Genomic DNA, 19,384 nt, shown 5'->3' with positions numbered 1-19,384 from the left:
ACCTGATACTTAGACGATTCGTTATTTAACGCAAGTGTTAATTAATAGGTTTGTCGGGGCCGAAGAAAATCATCCAGCGCATATCCCTGCAGATAAAGTAGTGCTGTGAGATCGCAAAAGTTGATTCGCACGTCACATTTTGCCGCGACCGACGGTTTGGCATGCAATGCGACACCGGTGCCCGCCCGGCCCAGCATCCCCAGATCGTTGGCCCCGTCACCAACGGCGATTACATCGGTTTCGGCAATCCCCAACCGCGCTGTGATCTGTTCCAGCGCCTCGATCTTGGCGGCGCGACCAAGGATCGGATGCTGCACCTGGCCGGTCAGTTTGCCATCTTTGGTCAGCAGCGTATTGGCGCGGTTTTCGTCAAAGCCAAGCTGCGCTGCCACGGCGGTCGTAAAGGCGGTGAACCCACCCGAAACCAACGCCGCATAGGCACCGTTTGCCCGCATCGTGGCCAAGAGGGTCCTGCCACCGGGCATCAAGGTAATGCGCCGCTCAAGCACCTTGGCAATGACGGTCTCGTCCAATCCGGCGAGCAGGCCGACACGTTCGGTCAGTGCGCCCTCGAAATCCAACTCGCCGTTCATGGCGCGTGCGGTTATGTCCTTGACGTGATCACCGACGCCGGCCTCGTCCGCCAGTTCGTCGATGCATTCCTGCTGGATCATCGTGCTGTCCATGTCGGCGAGCAGCATCGTCTTTCGGCGCCCCTCGATAGGTTGCACCACCAGATCAATCTGCATCTCTTGCAGGTCGTCCCAGACTTGCCATTGGTTGTCTGGCCGTTGGGAAACAGAAAACTCCGCCGCCACGTCGGGAGACAGCCAAAACGCAGCGCCTCCGCCCCACGCATTGCGCAGCGATTCAACCAGTGTAGGCTCGAGCCGTGGGGTATCCGGGTTGCTCAAGAGGGTAACGACAAACATGGGCAGGTTTCCGATAGGCAACAGAAGAGTCGCATTTGAGGGTTCAAACGGCGCTATAGCGACAATTTTTGTCTTGTGAAAGGCCGGGACGGGCCGTATTCCCGCCAGTGGGACACCCCTCCCCAACGAGGGGCGCTTATCTGGAAGGGTAGCATAATGGCTATTACACAACCGGCGATGCGCGAAGCCGCGCGCCAACCTGAAATGCGGCCGGCAAATCCGCGTTTTTCATCTGGCCCCTGCGCCAAACCCCCTGCCTTTGATCTGAGCAAGCTTGCGGACGCGCCTTTGGGTCGGTCGCACCGTGCCGCGATCGGCAAGGCCAAACTGAAGGCCGCGATCGAGGAAACCCGCGACATTCTGGGCATTCCTGCGGACTACAAGATCGGCATCGTACCGGCCTCTGACACCGGCGCCTTTGAAATGGCAATGTGGAACCTGCTGGGCGAACGCCCGGTCGAGATGCTCGCCTGGGAAAGCTTTGGCGCGGGTTGGGTCACGAATGTGGTCAAGCAGCTCAAGCTCGATGCGGCGGTCAAGACTGCCGACTATGGCGAGATCGTCGATCTGGCGGGCGTCGATTTTGACAGGGATGTATGTTTCACTTGGAACGGCACCACATCGGGCGTGCGGGTCCCGAACGGCGATGTCATCCCCGCAAACCGCGCGGGGCTGACCCTGTGCGATGCGACCTCGGCGGCCTTTGCGATGGATTTGCCGTGGGACAAGCTGGATGTGACCACTTTCTCCTGGCAGAAGGTGCTGGGTGGCGAGGCCGCGCATGGCATGCTGATCCTGTCGCCGCGTGCCGTTGCACGGCTTGAAAGCTATACGCCGGCATGGCCGCTGCCCAAGATTTTCCGCCTGACCAAGGGCGGCAAGCTGATCGACGGTATCTTTACCGGCGCAACGATCAATACACCCTCGATGCTCTGCGTCGAAGATTACCTGCTGGCGCTGGACTGGGCGCGCTCGGTCGGCGGGCTCGACGGGATGATTGCGCGCGCAGACGCCAACACCGCTGCCGTCACAGACTTTGTTGCGGCGCATGACTGGATCGAATTCCTCGCGGTTGACCCGGCGACCCGCTCTAACACATCGGTTTGCCTGAAGTTCGCGGATGCCCGGATTGTGGATGGCGCGGCATTTGCCAAGGCCGTGGCAAAGCGGCTCGAGCAGGAAGAGATCGCGCTGGATATCGGGGCCTATCGGGACGCTCCCGCAGGTCTGCGTATCTGGTGCGGCAGTACGGTCGAAACCTCCGACATCGCGGCGATGCTGCCGTGGCTTGCCTGGGCGTTCGAGGCGGAAATCGAGGCGCTGAGCGAAGCGGCCTGATCAACGCTGATTCGGCTCCGGGCACGACCCGGGGCTGACCATTCCAAATCTTCTAGCAGGAGGTTCCGGGCGTGATCCGGAACAGGCAGACAATGACAAAACCCAAAGTACTCGTCTCTGACAAACTGTCCCCGACCGCCGTGCAGATCTTTCGCGATCGCGGGATAGACGTAGATTTCGAGCCCGATCTGGGCAAGGACAAGGACAAGCTCGCCGAGGTGATCGGCCAATATGACGGCCTTGCCATCCGCAGCGCCACCAAGGTGACAGAATCCATCCTGCGCCATGCGGGCAAGTTGCGGGTAGTAGGCCGTGCCGGGATCGGCACCGATAACGTCGACAAGGACGCGGCGTCCAAGAAAGGTGTGATCGTGATGAACACGCCGTTTGGCAACATGATCACCACCGCCGAACACGCCATTGCGATGATGTTCGCCGTGGCGCGCCAGATCCCCGAGGCATCGGCCAGCACCCATGCCGGCAAATGGGAAAAGTCCAAATTCATGGGGGTTGAACTGACCAGCAAGACCCTGGGCGTCATCGGGGCGGGCAATATCGGTGGCATCGTCTGTGACCGGGCACGTGGTCTGAAAATGAAAGTTGTCGCCTATGATCCGTTCCTGAGCGAGGATAAAGCGCAGAAAATGGGCGTCGAAAAGGTCGAACTCGACGAGCTTTTGGCGCGCGCCGATTTCATCACGTTGCATGTGCCGTTGACGGATACCACCCGCAACATCCTGTCGGCTGAGAACCTGGCCAAGACCAGGAAGGGCGTGCGCATCATCAACTGCGCGCGCGGTGGGCTGGTTGACGAAGAGGCGCTGGCCGAGATGTTGAAGTCGGGCCATGTCGCTGGTGCCGCATTTGACGTGTTCTCCAAGGAACCCGCCACCGAAAACCCGCTGTTCGGTTTGCCCAACGTGGTCTGCACCCCGCATCTGGGTGCCGCAACCACCGAAGCACAGGAAAACGTCGCCTTGCAAGTGGCCGAGCAGATGTCCGACTATCTCCTGACCGGGGCTGTGAGCAACGCGTTGAACATGCCGTCGGTCACCGCCGAAGAGGCCAAGGTCATGGGCCCATGGGTCAAGCTGGCCGGGCATCTGGGAGCCTTCATCGGCCAGATGACGGATGAACCGATCAAGGCGATCAACATCCTGTATGATGGCACCGTCGCGCAGATGAACCTCGATGCGCTGAACTGTGCAGTCGTGGCCGGGATCATGAAAAAGGCCAACCCGGATGTGAACATGGTCAGCGCGCCGGTTGTGGCCAAGGAGCGCGGCATCAAGATCAGCACGACAAACCAGGACAAGTCCGGCGCGTTTGACGGGTATATCAAGGTGACCGTGGTGACCGAGAAGCGGGAACGCTCGATCGCCGGAACGGTGTTTTCCGATGGCAAACCGCGCTTTATCCAGATCAAGGGTATCAATATTGATGCCGAAATCGGGGCGCATATGCTCTATACCACCAACGCTGACGTTCCCGGCATCATCGGGACGCTGGGGCAGACCATGGGCGAGAACGGCGTGAACATCGCGAACTTTACGCTTGGGCGCTCCGACAAGGGCGGCGAAGCGATTGCGCTCTTGTATGTGGACGCCGAGGTGCCGGCACCGGTACGCGAAAAGCTCGCCAGCACCGGCATGTTCCGTCAGATCAAGCCGCTGGAATTTGACGTGGACTGATCACGCGCTGCGCAGGCGGTACCAACATGATGCCGACCGCTTGTCCGAGCGGGCGGCATCATAGCTTTCAGATCACGGTGCCGGACTCTCTGCTTTTCATTGCCCGCAAGCTGCGCTAGCCCACGGATATGACCCAACCGATCTACGCCGTAGGCGACATTCATGGCCAACTCGATTACCTCGAAGCCGCGCTCGACCTGATTTCGGCAGATGGCGGCGAGGATGCCGAAATCGTGTTTCTGGGAGATCTGGTGGATCGCGGCCCCAAGAGCCGAAGCGTGATAGAGCGCCTGATGGATGGTCAGGCCGCCGCGAAAAACTGGCATGTGATCAAAGGCAACCATGACCGCATGTTCGCCCGCTTTGTCAGCGAAGCCGAGGAGAACGACAAACGTATCCTGTCCGGGATCGGCTGGCTCAACCCCCGGCTGGGCGGTGCTGCGACACTTGCCTCCTATGGTGTCGATGTCGAGTCGGACACTTCGTCGTTCCGTCTGTTCGCCGAGGCGCAGAGCGCAGTTCCACATTCGCACCTGGACTATGTGAGCAACCTGCCGCTCTATCTTCAACGCGGAGAGGTGTTGTTCGTGCACGCTGGCATCGCGCCCGGCGTGCCGTTGCAAGATCAGGTCGAGGATGATCTGATCTGGATTCGCGATCCGTTTCTGAAATACACCGACCCCCACCCGTGGCTGGTGGTGCATGGGCACACGGCGCTCGAAATTCCGTTTCACTTTGGCAATCGGGTAGATCTGGATGGCGGTGCAGGATATGGCCGACCTATTGTTCCTGCGGTGTTTGAGGGCACCGATTGCTGGCTGTTAAGCACAGGCGGCCGGGTACGCTTGACGCCCTAGATCGCATCCCAGAGATCCGTTGACAGGTATTTCAGCCCGCTGTCACAAATGACGACGCCGATCCGACCACCGGAGTCCGACCCCGCCAGCAGCCGCAGCGCCGCAGCGACGTTTGCTCCGGCCGAGTATCCAGCAAAAATTCCCTCTTCCCGCGCCAGCGCCCGGGTGGTTTCCCGCGCCTCCTGGCCGCTGATTGTCAGATATCCGTGGACGAGATCGGGATCCAACAGGGACAGATCGGACATGGCATAGCCGCCGCCTTGAATCGGATGTCCGGGTTGTGTGACCGCATGTCCGGCCAGGGCCGCAGCACCTTCGGGTTCGACGACATAGCCACGCAGCATCGGATTGCGTTGCCGTAACGCTTTCATCGTGCCGCCGAAGGTGCCGCCGGAGCCGGCGAAATCCGCGAAAGCAGTCAGGCTGCAGTCGCTATCGGCCCAAAGCTCCGGGCCCGTCGTGTCAAAATGCGCCTGCGCATTGCCGGAATGGGCGAACTGATTGGCGCGAAACGCCCCGCGACTGGCGGCAATGCGCTGCGCTGCGTCCTCGACCAATGCCAGGTCCGCGCCCGATACCTCGCCCGGAACGCTGTCAGGTGCCTGATCGACCAATACGACCTCTGCGCCAAGCGCGGTCATCATGCGTGCCCGTTCCGGCGAGTTTCCCCGACTCATCACCGCGACAAACGGGTGACCCAGAACGCTGCAGACGATCGCCAACCCGGTGCCCATATTGCCGCTGGTCAGTTCCACCACGGTTTGCCCAGCCGCGAGGGACCCATCCGCGCGCGCGATTTCGATGATTCCACGCGCGGCACGGTCCTTCTTGGAGAACCCCGGATTGAGGTAATCGAGTTTGGCCAGAATGCGTCCGTCCAGCCCGCGTGCCTCGACCATCCGGTCCAGCCAGACCGACGGCGTGCGCCCGATTACATCGACGATCGATGCTCCAGCCATTCCTGCGCCCTTCATCTTTGGAAAAATACTCCGGGGGTGAACGGTGAAAATCCCCGATTTTCACCGGAGGGGGCAGCGCCCCCTGATCACGTCCAGTCCAGCACGACCTTGCCGCTTTGCCCTGATTTCATCGCGGCAAAGCCATCGGCAAAATCAACTGCGGCAAACCGATGCGTAATCACGCCGCTCACATCAAGCCCGTTTTGCAGCATGGCGATCATCTTGTACCAGGTTTCAAAGATTTCGCGGCCATAGACACCCTTGATGGTGATCGCCTTGAACACGATGCGGGACCAGTCGACCGGGGATTTGCCCGGCGGAATACCCAGCATCGCGATCCGCCCACCCATAGTCATCGCTTCGATCATCTGGTCGAGCGCCCGTTGTTTGCCCGACATTTCCATGCCCACGTCAAAGCCCTGCTTCATGCCCAACCGTTTGATCACGGCGTCAAGTTCTTCGGTCGCGACGTTCACCGGCACGACGTCGGCGACCTTTGCCGCCAGATCGAGGCGCGCCTGATTGATATCGGTAATCGCGACATGACGGGCCCCCACGTGCCGCGCCACCGCCGCGGCCATGATCCCAATCGGCCCGGCCCCGGTGATCAACACATCCTCGCCCACCAGATCAAAGCTCAGCGCCGTGTGCACCGCGTTGCCCAACGGATCGAGAATGGCACCGATATCGTCGCTGATCTCCTCGGGCAAAGGCACGACGTTGAACGCCGGAAGGCGCAGGTATTGCGCAAATGCGCCCTGCTCGTTAACGCCGATGCCACGGGTCTCGGGGTCAAGGTGAAACTTGCCCGCCCGTACCTGTCGCGAGTGATGGCCGATCAGGTGGCCTTCGCCGCTGCAGCGTTGGCCGATCTCGAGATCCTCGACATCGCGGCCGATTTCGACAATCTCTCCGGCAAATTCATGGCCGGTGACCAGCGGCACCGGCACGGTCTTTTCCGCCCATTCGTCCCAGTTCCAGATATGGACATCGGTGCCGCAAATGCCGGTCTTGTTGATCCGGATCAGCACGTCATCGGGGCCGATTTTGGGCACCGGCGCATCGATCAGCCAAAGCCCTTCTGCCGATTGGGACTTTTCCAGTGCTTTCATCGTGTTTTTCATTTGATAACTCCCAAGGCCTTGCCCACGGTTTCAAAGGCGTTCAGCGCGCGATCCAACTCATTCTGCGTCAGCGCCGCGTTCATCTGTGTGCGGATGCGGGCCTGTCCGCGCGGTACAACCGGAAAGAAAAAGCCCGAGACATAGACCCCTTCGTCAAACAGGCGGGCGGCCATGTCCTGCGCCAACTGCGCGTCACCCAGCATCACCGGAACAATCGGGTGCTCGCCGGGCAACAGATCAAAGCCCAGCTTTTCAAGGCCTGCCCGCCAGTAGCGGGCGTTTTCAAACAGGCGCGCGCGCAGGTCGGCACCGTTTTCGATCAGCCGGATTGCTTCGATCCCGGCGGCGACGATGGCGGGGGGCAGCGAGTTTGAAAACAGGTAGGGTCGCGCGCGCTGGCGGAGCAGGTCGATCACCGGCTGGGGTCCGGCGACATAACCACCGATGGCACCGCCAAGCGCCTTGCCCAGCGTGCCAGTCATGATATCGGCGTGGATGCCGAAATGGTCGGGCATTCCTGCCCCGTTTGGCCCCATGAAACCCGTCGCGTGGCAATCATCAACCATCAGAATCGCGTCATAGCGGTCGGCGAGCGCGCGAATTTCCGGCAGCTTGGCGAGATAGCCATCCATGCTGAACACCCCGTCAGTGGCGATCATGATATGGCGCGCCCCGTTTTCGCGTGCCGATTGCAGCTGTGCTTCGAGATCGGCCATATCCGAATTGGCATATCGATAGCGTTTGGCCTTGCAGAGGCGTATCCCATCGATGATCGAGGCATGGTTCAGCGCATCGGAAATCACCGCGTCCTCGGGGCCGAGCAGGGGCTCAAAAACACCGCCATTGGCATCGAAGCAAGCGGCAAACAGGATCGAGTCGTCGGTTTCCAGAAATCCGGCCAGCCGCTTTTCCAGATCGCGATGGAGGTCTTGCGTGCCGCAGATGAACCGCACACTGGCCATTCCAAACCCGCGCGGTTCCATGGCTGCACGCGCGGCCGAGATCAGGTTGGGATGGTCAGCCAGCCCAAGGTAGTTGTTGGCGCAGAGATTGATGACGTGCCGGTCGCCGACGTCGATTTCACCGCCTTGGGGCGAGGTGATCAGGCGCTCGCGCTTGGTCATGCCTTCGGCTTCGATCTGGTCGAGTGTTGCCGAGATATGGGACAGGAATGCTTGGGACATGGTGGGACCTCCGTTCGAGTCGCGTTTCTATCATAGCGGATGATATTCCGAAATAGAAGAATTTGTTATATCGGAAAAAGATCCGCAAAGCTGGAATGTCCTGGGATTTTCGGCGTCATGGCGGCGGGGCGACCCTGAGAAATTCCGAAATCACATCGTCTGCGGGATCTATCCGCAAGCGGACGGGCAGGGTGATCACCTTGCTTCTGAAGGCTGGGGGCAAACGCACAGCATCCTTTTCGGTGGTGACCAACTGCGCTCCCAGGGACCGCGCCTCGGTCTCCATTCGTGACATGAGAGCGGGGGTCAGCGGCTGATGATCGTCCAGCGGTTCGCATCGGCGCAGGTCAGCTCCGAGGTTGCGCAGCGTGGCAAAGAACTTTTCCGGCGCGCCGATCCCGGCAAAGGCAAGAACCGGGGTGCCGGCCCAGTCCATACCAGTCTGCAATGGTTCAACTACACCTGTCACGTGCGGGACGTTCAACGCATTGGACCAGTCCTTTGCGAATTTCGCCTGCGCAGTCTTGTCGCCCAGCGACAGAACCAGATCGGCGCGCCGCAATCCCTCTGTCACGGGTTCCCGCAGCGGGCCCGCAGGCAGGCAGCGCCCATTGCCAAAGCCCTGGGCCGCATCCACCACGATGATCGAAAGATCCTTGGCGACCGCAGCGTTCTGAAATCCGTCATCAAGCACGATGACGCTGGCTCCCGCCCGGGCGGCGGCCTGTGCGCCGGCAGCCCGGTCGTTCGCCACCCAGACCTGCGCAAAGGCGGCGAGCAGCAATGGCTCATCGCCGGTGTCGGCTGCGGAATGGATCGAGGGGTCGACGGAGACCGGTCCAGTCAATCGGCCGCCATACCCCCGAGTCACCACAAAGGGATCGTGCCCGGCATTGCGCAGCTGTTCGACCACCCAGATTACCGTCGGGGTCTTGCCGGTGCCGCCGGCGTTCAAATTGCCGACACAGATCACCGGCACACCGGGACGACAAGCCGTACCGCGCGCCACGCGTCGGGCAGTGATGGTCGCATAGAGATGCCCCAAAGGTGACAGCAAGCGCGAGCGCCAGTCAGGGCTGTCTGGTCCCGTGAACCAGAAATCAGGTTGGCGCATGATTTGCCCGGCCTCTGTCCAATTGATCAAGGATCATGTCGACCAGTTCATCGGTCATGTGCGCGCCTTCGGTGACAACCTTCCATCCGGACAGCGCCATCGTTGCCGCCTGGTCGGGCGCGGCCAGTTGAACAACCGCGCTGCCCAGCGACTCGCTATCATGGACCGTACGCGCTGCACCTGCCGCAGCCAACCGCGCGTAGGTTTCCATATGGCCGGTAACGTGGCTGCCATAAAGGACCGCAGACCCCAGGGCGGCGGCGTCCAGCGGTGAATTGCCGCTTGCTCCGGGTGTTAGAGAGTTCGCCATGAACGTCAGCGGGGCAAGACGATACCACAGGCCAAGATTGTCCGCATCACGGGACAGGACGATCTGGGTATTGTCGTCAATCGTATCACCGGTGTCCCAGTCGGCGCTGCGCATGTTCCGGGTGACGATCCCGCGCTTCAGTGCCTCTGCATCCGCATCGGCATGGGTCACGAGAACCAGCAAGAGCCGATGCAGAAGCCTGAGTGCGGCGCGATGCGCGTCGAGCACGGCGTCAAACTCCGCCTCGGCCACATGCGCCGCGAGCCAGACCGGACGCCCGGAGATTTCGTTGGTCACCTCCGCGAGTTCATCATCCGAGCAGAGCGGTGGCGTGGCACAGCTGCGAAGGCGCGCTGCGACGCGGATCTGGGCATCCGCAACACCGACGTTCCGGATCATCTGCGCGGCGGTATCGGTATTCGCGAGGATGGTGTCAAAACAGGCGAGGCTGGCTCCCGTCAAATCGGGAAGCCAGTTGTATCGCCGCGCCGGGAAATCGGATTCGCCGACATCCAGAAGGATCATCGGCAACTTGGCCTCGGATGCTGCCGCGATCAGGTTGGGCATCAGGTGGCCGCCTGTCCACAGGCACAGATCGGGTTGCCAGTGCTCAAGAAACCCCTGGGCGGTGCCTGGGTGGTCGGAGTCGAGGGACACGATGTGATCACAGCCGTTCTGCGGTGCCGGTAACGGATCGAACCGGGCGTGTTCGATGGTGATAAGCAAATGCAGATCCGGACGCATGATGCGCAGGCGCAGGCTGAGATCACAGAGCGCGGAATAGCGCTGTTCGTTTGTGGCGTGCGCCCAGATCAGTTCGCCCCGTGGGCGCGGAGGCTGTTGCGCGGATGCATTGAAAGGCTGACGCCGCGCAAAGGCGCGATAGGCCGCGAGACCGAGCGAACGGTTCATGGCAACAGCCCGGCAGTTCGGATCAAGCGACCGCTGTGCCGCGTGACACAGGACGAAGGCGTTGGATCATAGTCAATATCCTTTGCGCAAGCGCAGTATCAGGAACCGCTCTAGCCTACGCGATGCGTGACGCGCGTCAAGGCAAGGGCGCTTCAGGAAGGGCGCAACGCCGCGCAGAGCAGGCCGTGCATATCCTGCCCGCCGGCAACCAGCCCGTTGATCGTAGGATGCGCGTTATTGAATAGAGGCGGTGCGCCGGTCTTGTCGGTGCAAAGCGCCCCTGCCTCGCGCAGGATCAAGTCCCCCGCTGCGACATCCCATTCCCAGCAGGGGTGAAGGGTGATCATGCCGTCAAAGCGCCCTTCGGCGACCGTTGCCATGCGATAGGCCAGCGAGGGGCGATAGGCGCGCGTGAACTTCGGGACTGCGCCGCCCCGCCAGTTGGCCGCCAGCATGCTGGGCCGGTTGGCCAGAATCGCGGCGGTGTTCAGATCACGGGTCCGCGACGGTTCCAGCGGTTTGCCATTGACGGTCGCGCCCTGGCCCGTGGCCGCGACATACATGAGGTCCCGCATTGGCAGATAGATCACGCCGGCGGTCACGATCCCGCGTTCAGCCACTGCAATCGCATGCGCCCAGGTCGAACTGCCTTCGGCAAAGCTGCGCGTTCCGTCGATAGGGTCTACGATGAACACACGCTCGCGCGACAGCCGGTCATCGTTGTCCTCGGACTCTTCGGAGAGCCAGCCATAGTCCGGCCGTGCAGTGCGCAACCTATCGTGCAGCAGGTCGTTGACGGCGAGATCCGCCTCGGTCACGGGGCCGGTCCCGTCCGGTTTGTCCCAGCGGCGCGTTTGGGGGCCGGTATAGGTCATCGCGATCTTGCCCGCCGCCCGTGCAGCGTCAATCAGCAGTTCCAGATCAGTCGCCAGCAAGGGTCATCCCTTCGATCAGCAGAGACGGAACCACGCGCGACAGCCAGGGGCGTGCATCGTTTGCCGGGATGATCCGGCGCAACATGTCGCGCAGGTTGCCGGCGATCGTACATTCGTTGACCGGATAGGTGATCTCACCATTCTCTATCCAGAAGCCCGAGGCTCCGCGTGAATAGTCACCGGTATTCGGGTTGATGGTGCTGCCGATCATCGAGGTCACAAGCAATCCCGTCCCCATGGAGGCAATCAGGTCTGCCCGGCTCTGCTCGCCCGGTGTCAGTGCGATGTTCCAGTTTGCGGGTGACGGTGGTGACGACACGCTACGCGCGGCGTTTCCGGTCGGTGTCATGTCCAGCTTGCGGGCGCTGGAAAGATCCAGAGACCAGCCCGTCAGCACGCCGTTTTCCACTATGGCGCGGCGGGCGGTGGGCAGACCCTCGCCGTCAAAGGGCCGCGACCCGGAGGCGCGCGCACGGTGTGGGTCTTCGATAACCGACAAATGGTCCGGCAGGACCGGTTCGCCCAGGCAATCCTGCAGCCAGGAAGAGCCACGCGCGACGGCAGCGCCATTGGCGGCGGACAACAGATGCCCGATGAGCGACGCCGCGATGCGTTCGTCGAACAGAACCGGATAGCTGCCGGTGGCGGGTTTGCGCGCGCTCAGCCGTTCAACTGCGCGCTCGCCGGCAACCCGTCCGATTTCGCCTGCGCTGCGCAGGTCGGACTGGAATATCCGCGCATCGCCATCGTAGTCGCGTTCCATATCCGTGCCGGTACCGGCGATGGCGACACAGCTGATTGACCGGCTGGTGCGACTGTAGCCGCCGGAAAATCCGTTGCTCGATGCCATGTGCAGCGTTTGCGCGCCGTATGCGGCGTTTGCGGACTGCACCTGCGCCACGCCTGCGACCGCGCGCCCTGCGGCCTCGGCGGCCAATGCGTCCTGTTCCAGCGTGGCGGGGTCCGGTTCGGGTGTGGAATCGGCCAGTTCGAGTGCTGCGACGTCCCAGTCCTGTGCGATCTGCCCCGGCTCCGCAAGCCCCGCATGAGGGTCTTGGGGCGCTTCGCGGGCCATTGCGACGGCGCGTTCGGCCATCGCTGCGATGGTGGTGGCGCTGCTGTCCGAGGCAGAGGTGATGGCCGAGCGCTGGCCGATGAACACCCGAAGCCCCAGATCCGTTGCCTCGGATCGCTCGGCCATCTCAAGCGTTCCATTGCGTACGTCGATGGAGAGCGACGCGCCCCGAACCATGAGCGCCTCGGCAGCATCGGCTCCGGCATCGCGCCCGGCGCGCAGCAAGGCATCGGCAAGGTCTTGCAAAGAGTCGGGCATGTGCTGTCTCTCCGGGTTGAGGCCACAGGTCACGCCAGCAGGTATCCCCACTGGCGATGGCCTGCAAGAGGTGGCCGGCGACCCTGAAAGAACCGCCCGCCTGCCGCGCCTACTGAATGCGCTGACCGTTGGCCATGATGTGCCCCTGATCGTTGATTTCGATCTTGGAGTTCAGCGTGTCGGGCTCATCGCCCGGTACGGCAAGCAGCCCCATCATCATGCGTGCGCCCATGGCTTCCTCGTCGGCGATAAGGCCCATGCTGCTGAGCTTGTCAAGCAGCGCGTTGGCCCCGACCAGTTTCAGATCGAGATAGCCGGTAGGCTTGGGAAAGCCATCCATCGTGGTGGTGTCCGTATTGTCAAAGGTGAAATCGCCTGTGCCCGAGAGGCTGGCGCCAACCAGTGAGACGAGCAGCTTGTTGATGGTCAATGCGCTGATCTCTGCCGGTGGAGTGCCCGACTGATCAATCAGCGCGGCCTCTTCCGGGTCGAGCAGGTTGAAGAGCATCCTTCCCTTGCCGACGGCATCCAAGACGACGGTGGCCGGATCGCGGGGCAACTGGGCCGCCGGGTCGATCATTGACCACAGCACATCGGACATGGTGAATTCGCTCAGGTTGAGACCGAATGCAAAATCCTGATCATCATCTGACTTTTGGATCGGCATGCTGAAATTGAACGCCGACAGGGCCGCCGCGATCTCGACCGGTACGGGCAGCTCCCCGCCTTTCATCGTGATCGACGTTTGTTCCTGTTTCACATCATAGGCGATGTGGTTCTCATCCATCTTGACCACCAATTTGCCGCCTTGCGAAGAGCTGTCAAAGGCAAAGGTCTCTCCATCGCCGACGCCCAGAATGTTCGCGTTGCCAGCACTATAGGACAGCGTGGCATCTACCGCGAACCCGGCCTCGAGCGTGGCGTTGAAATCGGCGGGGTCCATTTCGAGCGGCATCGCGCCTGTGCTGTCGGTGCGGATATCCTGCATTGCGCCCTTGACGCTGCCCATGTCTTCGGAATTCGGGTCATCAAACGCGATATCATAGGTCAACGTATCCGCCGACATCTGCTGGCTGAAGCTCCGCAGATCACCTGTCAGCAGCCGATTCATCGACTCGACCTTGTCCATCGTCACCAACATCTGCAACATCGATGCGGGCATTGGTTCGTTGTTAACGGTCAGCGACGCCAGTTCCATCGAGACCCGCTGCGACGCATACACATAGGTAACATCACCGGGGCTTCCCGAGGCGGTCATGGCGGTGTCGCTTTGGGCAATGTTCAGAACACCCGACACCGGCTCTTCGCCTTCGGCCCGGGCGTCAAACGACAACGGAATCGTGTCCGGCATTGCGATGTCGACTGTTCCATCGCCGTTTTCTGTGAAAGTCAGGTTGTCCATCGTGATCGCAAATGAACCCTCGGTGTCGGGAATCGGCATCGAGATCAGGACATCGCTGATGGTCAGGCTGCCGCCGGTACTCTGTTCGTCGCCGGTTACGGAGTATCCGTTGGACGCGAGGTAGTCTTGCCAGTCTTTCCAGACATCACCGGCCATCATATCCGCATTGGCGGCCTGGCTCACGAGAACATAGACAACAGCGGCGCCGAGGCCCCGCGTGAAACGAGCGGTCATGGGTAAACCCTTCCAAGGAAAATTTCGGCGCATCGTCTGCGCTTGGCAATCGGGCGTCAAGGGGTGGACCCGATCAATTCGTGGCATTACCACGAGACCGTGCAGCATTGTGAAGGATCGTGCAGATGGACATGACGGGAAAGACGGTACTGATCACCGGTGCCAGTCGCGGTATCGGTGCGGAAGCGGCGCGGGTCTTTGCGCTGGCCGGGGCCAATGTCGGTCTGGTGGCGCGCAGCGCTTCAACTGTCGAAAGCCTCGCCGCCGATTTGGGCGAACGAGCCTTTGGCATGGTCTGCGATGTCAGCGATTTTGCCCAGGTCGACGCCGCCGTCCAGGCCTGTCTGGAGCGTTTTGGCGGGCTGGACGTGCTGATCAACAACGCCGGTGTGGTCGAACCGATCTCACATCTGGCAACCGCAGACCCCGCCGACTGGGGGCAGGTCGTGGATATCAACCTCAAGGGTGTTTTCTATGGTATGCGCGCTGCTCTGCCGGTGATGACCCAATCCGGCGGCGGCAGTATTCTCACCATAAGTTCAGGCGCGGCACACAGTCCGATCGAGGCGTGGAGCCACTATTGTGCGTCCAAGGCCGGGGCGGCGATGCTGACCCGTTGTGCCGACAAGGAAAACCGCGCGGCGGGTATCCGTGCGATGGGCCTGTCGCCGGGCACCGTGGCGACCCAGATGCAGCGCGAGATCAAGGCCAGCGGCATCAACCCGGTCAGCCAGCTTGACTGGGAAGATCATGTTCCGCCGGACTGGCCCGCCCGCACGTTGCTGTGGATGTGTTCACCGGATGCGGACGAGTTCATCGGCTCCGAGATTTCCCTGCGTGACGAAGGCATTCTCAAGCGGGTCGGCCTGGCATGATCGAACTGATGCGCGATGACGGCCTCTGGACGGTCACGATCAATCGACCGGACAAAGCCAACTCGCTGACGGGTGACATGCTCGCCGAACTTGCGGGGATCGCCGAGTCCGCGACCGAAGCGCGCGCGCTGATCCTGACCGGCACCGGAAAGGTGTTCAGTGCCGGTGCGGATCTCGACGAAGCCCGCGCGGGATTGGCCAAATCGGAGGTTTGGGAGCGTCTGTCAGGCGCGATCGCGCGCTTGCCCTGTCTTACCGTTGCCGCGCTGAACGGGACGTTGGCCGGGGGGGCGATGGGCATGGCGCTGGCCTGCGACCTGCGCATCGCGGTGCCCGGTGCCAAGTTCTTTTACCCGGTGATGAAGCTGGGCTTTCTGCCGCAACCCTCGGATCCCGCGCGCCTGATGGCGCTTGTCGGTCCATCGCGCGCCAAGCTGATCCTGATGGCCGGCCAACGGGTTCTCGCGGATGAGGCCCTGCAAATCGGGCTGATCGACCGGATCGTGGAGCCGGAGGCGTTGCTGGGCACCGCCCGCGATTTGACGGCAAATTCCTGCGCGGCACATTCCGACATCGCAACGGGGATCGCCCGGTTGTGCGGCAAACCCGTCGATTAGGACCTGCTGCGCCGTTTTCCCGGCACGCGCGACCGAAATTCAGGCGGCCGTTTGCGGACCCAGGCGATGAACCTGGCCAGCCTCGGATGAGACCGCAGCGCGTCCACGGTAGAAAAGTCACGTGCGAGTTCGGTTTCCGTCAGACTGGCGTGGATCTCGCGATGACAGATATCGTGGAGCAAGACGGTTGGTCCGCCCTTGCCGCCCCGCAGCCGCGGGATCAAATGATGCTGGCTTCGCGGGACATCGGGCGGGATGGGGCGACCGCACAGAGCGCATATTGGGGGCGTGTCACCGGACATCGCGCTTGATCCTTTGGCGCCAGATGGGCAAGGGTCTTTGGGTAGTACGCGAAAAGAGTGTGAGCAAGAGTGATGGATTTTGATCTGGAGAACCAACCGGAGATCGTACGGCAGGCCGTTGATCTCGGGTTACAGGGTTGGGAACTGGCCAGGGGATGGCTGTTGAGTCCGGCGGCGTGGACGCAGTTTGCCCTGCTCGTCGGGGCGTTTATCGTGGCCCTGTTGGTGACCCGCAAGATTCGGCCGGCCCTGACCCGGCTTCTGTCACCTCCTGAAGATCAGAACGGCATGATTGCCACCGCGCGACGTACGGTTCTGGCGTTTCTGCCGCTGATCCTGCCGCTCTTGGCCTATCTGTTTACCGGTGTCGGCGAAGGTGTCGTGCGGTCGCTGTTTGACAGCGGCGAGGTCATCGCGTTTGGAAAACGGGTGTTCCTGTTCCTGGCGGCGCGCATTCTAGTCAAAGAGATCATCGACGAACCCTTCCTCAATGCGCTCGGTCGGTTCGTATTGTTGCCCATGGCGGCCCTATACGCCCTGGGCCTTCTGGATGATGTCAGCCTGTGGCTTTCCGAAACCACCGTGGGGCTGGGCAATATCCGGTTCTCGCTGATTGCCCTGGCACGGGGGGTGATTGCCGGCAGCTTGCTGTTTTGGTTCGGGCGATGGTCCAACGATCAGTCCGCGGCGTTTCTCAAGAAACAGGAACAGATGCGTCCCGCCACCCGCGAGCTTGCGATCAAGGCAGCAGAGATCGCGATCTTCGGTCTCGCCTTTATCCTGTTGATGAACATCATGGGTGTGAACCTGTCGACACTCGCCGTGCTGGGCGGTGCGATTGGCGTTGGTCTCGGCTTCGGTCTTCAAAAGATCGCGTCGAACTTCATCTCGGGTGTGATCCTGCTGCTCGAAGGGCAGGCCACGGTGGGTGACTATGTGGAACTGGATGGCGGCGAAGCTGGCACCATCGTCAAGATGACCGCGCGGGCAGCCATTCTGGAAACGTTTGATGGCCGCTGGATCGTGGTGCCGAACGAGGATTTCATCACGACGCGCGTGGTCAATTATTCCGACAGCGGATCGGCCAATCGGTACGAAGCCCCGTTTTCAGTGAGCTATGACACCGACATCAACAAGGTTCCCAAGATTATCGAGAGCGCCGTGGCCAAGCTGCCGTTCGTGTTGCAAGAGCCGGATGGCCCGGATTGCGAGTTGCGCGGGTTTGGCGACAGCGGCATTGATTTCGCAGTCGAATTCTGGGTGAACGGAATTGACGATGGGCGCAACAAGTTCACGCCCAAAGTGTTGTTTGCGGTGTGGAATGCGCTCAAGGACAACAATATCGAAATCCCCTATCCGCATCGGGTTGTCGAGTTGAAGGGCGGGTTGCCTGCACCGACTGAATGAGCCACTGCAACGCGCTTGTCATAGGTACCGGACCGGCGGGATTGATGGCCGCGGAAGAGCTGGCACGCGCCGGGTGCCGCGTGACGGTGGCCGAGGCCAAGCCATCGGTCGGACGCAAATTTCTGATGGCGGGAAAGTCCGGGCTGAACCTGACCAAGGATGAACCCGCGTCCATGTTCAATTCGGCCTATGCCGACGCGGCCGCTTGGTTGCAACCGATGCTCGCGAAGTTTGACGCCAGGGCGGTGCAGGACTGGGCACGCGGGCTGGGGCAAGACCTGTTCACCGGCAGCAGCGGGCGGGTGTTTCCGGTGGCGATGAAGGCCAGCCCGTTGCTGCGCGCATGGCTCGCACGGCTTGATGGCCTGGGCGTTGCCCGGCAGACGCGATGGCGCTGGACCGGTTGGACAGAGTGCGGCGCTGCCCGCTTTGACACGCCTCATGGGCTGCAGGAATTGGCAGCGGATGTAACGGTTCTGGCATTGGGCGGCGCCAGTTGGGCGCGGTTGGGATCAGACGGGGCCTGGGCGGAAATTCTGGCGGCGCGGGGCGTGGAACTGGCTGCGTTTGCGCCATCCAACGTGGGGATCAATCTGGACTGGAGCGCACATATGGCACCGCATCTGGGCGCGGCGCTGAAGTCGGTGCGCTGGCAGGCGGGAGACCTGTCTTCGCGCGGAGAGGCGACAATTTCACGGCGCGGTCTGGAAGGTGGCGGGGTCTACGCGTTAACGCCTGCGCTGCGCGCGGGGGCCACGCTGAGCGTTGATCTGGTGCCGGATTTGACGGCCGAGGTGCTAACGAAACGGTTGGCGTCGAAGGGGGCGAAAGTTCGATTGTCCCACTGGTTGAGGAATGGGTTGCGCTTGCCGCCTGCAAAGCTCGCGCTGTTCTTCGAAATGACGCAAGGTGCACCGCTGCCACGAGAGAAATGGGTGGCGACGCTCAAGGCATTGCCAGTGCGCACAGCAGGTTTGCGCCCGATGGATGAAGCGATCTCGACGGCGGGGGGCGTTGCGCGCAGGTCTCTGGATGACGGGCTGATGTTGCGGGCAATACCGGGTGTGTTCTGCGCCGGAGAGATGCTGGATTGGGACGCGCCGACCGGAGGCTATCTGCTGACCGCGTGTCTGGCCACCGGGCGTTGGGCAGGGCGCGCGGCGGCACAGGTCGCGAAAGTCAGGTGACAGACGCCCGTCCCGCTATCAGGCGGCGTCAAGGGCGCGAGCGCGTTTGAACGCGTCTCTTTCGCGCATGGTTTTGGCATAGCCTGCAAGGGTCTCGTTTTCGACGGGAAACTTTGCGCTGTAGGCCCAGTTCAGGCAATGGATCGCAATGATGTCAGCAATCGTCATGGTCTCGCCCATGAGAAATGGCCCCTCAAAGCGGGCGGCCAGCCGGTCGAGGTTCTGTTTGAATTCCCATTGCAGGCTTGGTTTGACCTCGGGCACGCGCTTGTCTTTGGGCAATGCAAAACTGTGACGGGCCGCAGTCCAGAGCACCGCATCCAGTTCGTCGAGAATCATGAAGGTCAGCGCATCCTGCCGGGCACGCTCGATGCTGCCTGCGGGAAAGGTCAGTTTGCCGTGCTTGTCGGCCAGGTAGGTCATGATCGCAGAGGAGTCGGTAATGGTGTTGTCGCCATCCTGAAACACCGGAATCTTGCCCGACGGGTTTAGCGCCATGATGACATCGCTGCGCGGTGGAGCGACGATGAACTCGTAAGGCTCACCCAACTCTTCCAGCATCCAGAGAACACGAAACGTGCGCGTGACGGTGATTCCATAGACCTTGTACATGTGGCAACTCCCGATGACATCCTGACTCATAGGCGCTCGACAGACGGCTGGCGTCAAGG

The 19,384-nt window shown here is 61.6% G+C and carries 18 protein-coding genes; 7 read left to right on the top strand and 11 right to left on the bottom strand.

Features of this window, described 5'->3' with window-relative positions; all coding sequences use genetic code 11:
• Positions 1 to 41 precede the first annotated feature (41 nt).
• A complete protein-coding gene (serB, locus tag QO231_RS09720; RefSeq protein WP_316775574.1) occupies positions 42 to 932 on the bottom strand; it encodes a phosphoserine phosphatase SerB in 891 nt (296 codons plus the stop codon).
• Positions 933 to 1,088: 156 nt separating this feature from the next.
• Between serB and QO231_RS09715 the strand changes: the two genes are divergently transcribed.
• The 3 genes from QO231_RS09715 (at position 1,089) to QO231_RS09705 (ending at position 4,818) form a co-directional block, all read left to right on the top strand.
• Positions 1,089 to 2,270: a phosphoserine transaminase gene (locus QO231_RS09715; protein ID WP_316775573.1), complete on the top strand. Its 1,182-nt coding sequence runs from the start codon at positions 1,089 to 1,091 to the stop codon at positions 2,268 to 2,270.
• A 92-nt stretch (positions 2,271 to 2,362) separates the two neighbouring features.
• On the top strand, positions 2,363 to 3,961 hold the full coding sequence (gene serA, locus QO231_RS09710) for a phosphoglycerate dehydrogenase (protein ID WP_316775572.1): 1,599 nt from the start codon (positions 2,363 to 2,365) through the stop codon (positions 3,959 to 3,961).
• A 128-nt stretch (positions 3,962 to 4,089) separates the two neighbouring features.
• Positions 4,090 to 4,818 carry a metallophosphoesterase family protein gene (locus tag QO231_RS09705; protein ID WP_316775571.1) on the top strand — a complete coding sequence of 243 codons (729 nt, stop codon included), beginning with the start codon at positions 4,090 to 4,092 and terminating at the stop codon, positions 4,816 to 4,818.
• On the opposite strand, the gene QO231_RS09700 is transcribed toward QO231_RS09705, so the two are convergent.
• From QO231_RS09700 to QO231_RS09665, 8 genes are all read right to left on the bottom strand, one after another.
• Positions 4,815 to 5,777 carry a PLP-dependent cysteine synthase family protein gene (locus QO231_RS09700; protein ID WP_316775569.1) on the bottom strand — a complete coding sequence of 321 codons (963 nt, stop codon included), beginning with the start codon at positions 5,775 to 5,777 and terminating at the stop codon, positions 4,815 to 4,817. The two genes, QO231_RS09705 and QO231_RS09700, sit on opposite strands and share 4 nt — an antisense overlap.
• 86 nt (positions 5,778 to 5,863) lie before the next feature.
• Positions 5,864 to 6,901, bottom strand: a complete 1,038-nt coding sequence (gene tdh, locus QO231_RS09695; protein ID WP_316775567.1) for an L-threonine 3-dehydrogenase — start codon at positions 6,899 to 6,901, stop codon at positions 5,864 to 5,866.
• Positions 6,898 to 8,085, bottom strand: coding sequence for a glycine C-acetyltransferase (locus QO231_RS09690; protein ID WP_316775565.1), 1,188 nt, complete (start codon positions 8,083 to 8,085; stop codon positions 6,898 to 6,900). Before QO231_RS09690 ends, tdh begins: the two co-directional genes overlap by 4 nt.
• A gap of 115 nt (positions 8,086 to 8,200) precedes the next feature.
• Positions 8,201 to 9,199 carry a tetraacyldisaccharide 4'-kinase gene (lpxK, locus tag QO231_RS09685; protein ID WP_316775563.1) on the bottom strand — a complete coding sequence of 333 codons (999 nt, stop codon included), beginning with the start codon at positions 9,197 to 9,199 and terminating at the stop codon, positions 8,201 to 8,203.
• Complete coding sequence (locus tag QO231_RS09680) at positions 9,186 to 10,421, bottom strand: 3-deoxy-D-manno-octulosonic acid transferase (protein ID WP_316775561.1); 1,236 nt, start codon at positions 10,419 to 10,421, stop codon at positions 9,186 to 9,188. The genes lpxK and QO231_RS09680 overlap by 14 nt, the downstream gene beginning before the upstream one ends.
• A gap of 152 nt (positions 10,422 to 10,573) precedes the next feature.
• Positions 10,574 to 11,356 carry an inositol monophosphatase family protein gene (locus QO231_RS09675; RefSeq protein WP_316775559.1) on the bottom strand — a complete coding sequence of 261 codons (783 nt, stop codon included), beginning with the start codon at positions 11,354 to 11,356 and terminating at the stop codon, positions 10,574 to 10,576.
• Positions 11,343 to 12,689, bottom strand: coding sequence for a TldD/PmbA family protein (locus tag QO231_RS09670; protein WP_316775557.1), 1,347 nt, complete (start codon positions 12,687 to 12,689; stop codon positions 11,343 to 11,345). Before QO231_RS09670 ends, QO231_RS09675 begins: the two co-directional genes overlap by 14 nt.
• Before the next feature lie 109 nt (positions 12,690 to 12,798).
• Entirely contained in the window at positions 12,799 to 14,325 is a 1,527-nt protein-coding gene (locus tag QO231_RS09665; RefSeq protein ID WP_316775555.1) for a DUF2125 domain-containing protein, read from the bottom strand.
• Between the two features lie 125 nt (positions 14,326 to 14,450).
• Between QO231_RS09665 and QO231_RS09660 the strand changes: the two genes are divergently transcribed.
• Positions 14,451 to 15,200: an SDR family oxidoreductase gene (locus tag QO231_RS09660; RefSeq protein WP_316775553.1), complete on the top strand. Its 750-nt coding sequence runs from the start codon at positions 14,451 to 14,453 to the stop codon at positions 15,198 to 15,200.
• Positions 15,197 to 15,817 carry an enoyl-CoA hydratase/isomerase family protein gene (locus tag QO231_RS09655; RefSeq protein WP_316775552.1) on the top strand — a complete coding sequence of 207 codons (621 nt, stop codon included), beginning with the start codon at positions 15,197 to 15,199 and terminating at the stop codon, positions 15,815 to 15,817. Before QO231_RS09660 ends, QO231_RS09655 begins: the two co-directional genes overlap by 4 nt.
• Here QO231_RS09655 and QO231_RS09650 read toward each other — a convergent pair.
• Entirely contained in the window at positions 15,814 to 16,119 is a 306-nt protein-coding gene (locus tag QO231_RS09650; RefSeq protein ID WP_316775550.1) for an HNH endonuclease family protein, read from the bottom strand. The two genes, QO231_RS09655 and QO231_RS09650, sit on opposite strands and share 4 nt — an antisense overlap.
• A gap of 72 nt (positions 16,120 to 16,191) precedes the next feature.
• Between QO231_RS09650 and QO231_RS09645 the strand changes: the two genes are divergently transcribed.
• Positions 16,192 to 17,526 (top strand): mechanosensitive ion channel family protein, encoded by a 1,335-nt coding sequence (locus tag QO231_RS09645; protein ID WP_316775548.1) that lies wholly within the window; start codon positions 16,192 to 16,194, stop codon positions 17,524 to 17,526.
• The gene (locus QO231_RS09640) at positions 17,523 to 18,713 is read left to right on the top strand and encodes a TIGR03862 family flavoprotein (RefSeq protein ID WP_316775546.1); all 1,191 of its coding nucleotides are present in this window, start codon (positions 17,523 to 17,525) and stop codon (positions 18,711 to 18,713) included. Before QO231_RS09645 ends, QO231_RS09640 begins: the two co-directional genes overlap by 4 nt.
• A gap of 18 nt (positions 18,714 to 18,731) precedes the next feature.
• Here QO231_RS09640 and QO231_RS09635 read toward each other — a convergent pair whose 3' ends face one another.
• A complete protein-coding gene (locus tag QO231_RS09635) occupies positions 18,732 to 19,325 on the bottom strand; it encodes a glutathione S-transferase family protein (protein ID WP_316775544.1) in 594 nt (197 codons plus the stop codon).
• Positions 19,326 to 19,384: the final 59 nt, after the last annotated feature.

The sequence above is a fragment of the Sedimentitalea todarodis genome, assembly GCF_032595355.1.
Classification (GTDB): Bacteria; Pseudomonadota; Alphaproteobacteria; order Rhodobacterales; family Rhodobacteraceae; genus Sedimentitalea; species Sedimentitalea todarodis.
The sequence above is the reverse complement of the archived record's forward strand: the minus strand, read 5'-3'. Positions and strand labels throughout refer to the sequence as shown.

What these genes read in the sequence shown, in the direction of transcription:
- serB (WP_316775574.1), bottom strand. Translation starts at nt 932, where the DNA reads ATGTTTGTCGTTACCCTCTTGAGCAACCCGGATACCCCACGGCTCGAG.
- QO231_RS09715 (WP_316775573.1), top strand. Translation starts at nt 1,089, where the DNA reads ATGGCTATTACACAACCGGCGATGCGCGAAGCCGCGCGCCAACCTGAA.
- serA (WP_316775572.1), top strand. Translation starts at nt 2,363, where the DNA reads ATGACAAAACCCAAAGTACTCGTCTCTGACAAACTGTCCCCGACCGCC.
- QO231_RS09705 (WP_316775571.1), top strand. Translation starts at nt 4,090, where the DNA reads ATGACCCAACCGATCTACGCCGTAGGCGACATTCATGGCCAACTCGAT.
- QO231_RS09700 (WP_316775569.1), bottom strand. Translation starts at nt 5,777, where the DNA reads ATGGCTGGAGCATCGATCGTCGATGTAATCGGGCGCACGCCGTCGGTC.
- tdh (WP_316775567.1), bottom strand. Translation starts at nt 6,901, where the DNA reads ATGAAAAACACGATGAAAGCACTGGAAAAGTCCCAATCGGCAGAAGGG.
- QO231_RS09690 (WP_316775565.1), bottom strand. Translation starts at nt 8,085, where the DNA reads ATGTCCCAAGCATTCCTGTCCCATATCTCGGCAACACTCGACCAGATC.
- lpxK (WP_316775563.1), bottom strand. Translation starts at nt 9,199, where the DNA reads ATGCGCCAACCTGATTTCTGGTTCACGGGACCAGACAGCCCTGACTGG.
- QO231_RS09680 (WP_316775561.1), bottom strand. Translation starts at nt 10,421, where the DNA reads ATGAACCGTTCGCTCGGTCTCGCGGCCTATCGCGCCTTTGCGCGGCGT.
- QO231_RS09670 (WP_316775557.1), bottom strand. Translation starts at nt 12,689, where the DNA reads ATGCCCGACTCTTTGCAAGACCTTGCCGATGCCTTGCTGCGCGCCGGG.
- QO231_RS09665 (WP_316775555.1), bottom strand. Translation starts at nt 14,325, where the DNA reads ATGACCGCTCGTTTCACGCGGGGCCTCGGCGCCGCTGTTGTCTATGTT.
- QO231_RS09660 (WP_316775553.1), top strand. Translation starts at nt 14,451, where the DNA reads ATGGACATGACGGGAAAGACGGTACTGATCACCGGTGCCAGTCGCGGT.
- QO231_RS09655 (WP_316775552.1), top strand. Translation starts at nt 15,197, where the DNA reads ATGATCGAACTGATGCGCGATGACGGCCTCTGGACGGTCACGATCAAT.
- QO231_RS09650 (WP_316775550.1), bottom strand. Translation starts at nt 16,119, where the DNA reads ATGTCCGGTGACACGCCCCCAATATGCGCTCTGTGCGGTCGCCCCATC.
- QO231_RS09645 (WP_316775548.1), top strand. Translation starts at nt 16,192, where the DNA reads ATGGATTTTGATCTGGAGAACCAACCGGAGATCGTACGGCAGGCCGTT.
- QO231_RS09640 (WP_316775546.1), top strand. Translation starts at nt 17,523, where the DNA reads ATGAGCCACTGCAACGCGCTTGTCATAGGTACCGGACCGGCGGGATTG.
- QO231_RS09635 (WP_316775544.1), bottom strand. Translation starts at nt 19,325, where the DNA reads ATGTACAAGGTCTATGGAATCACCGTCACGCGCACGTTTCGTGTTCTC.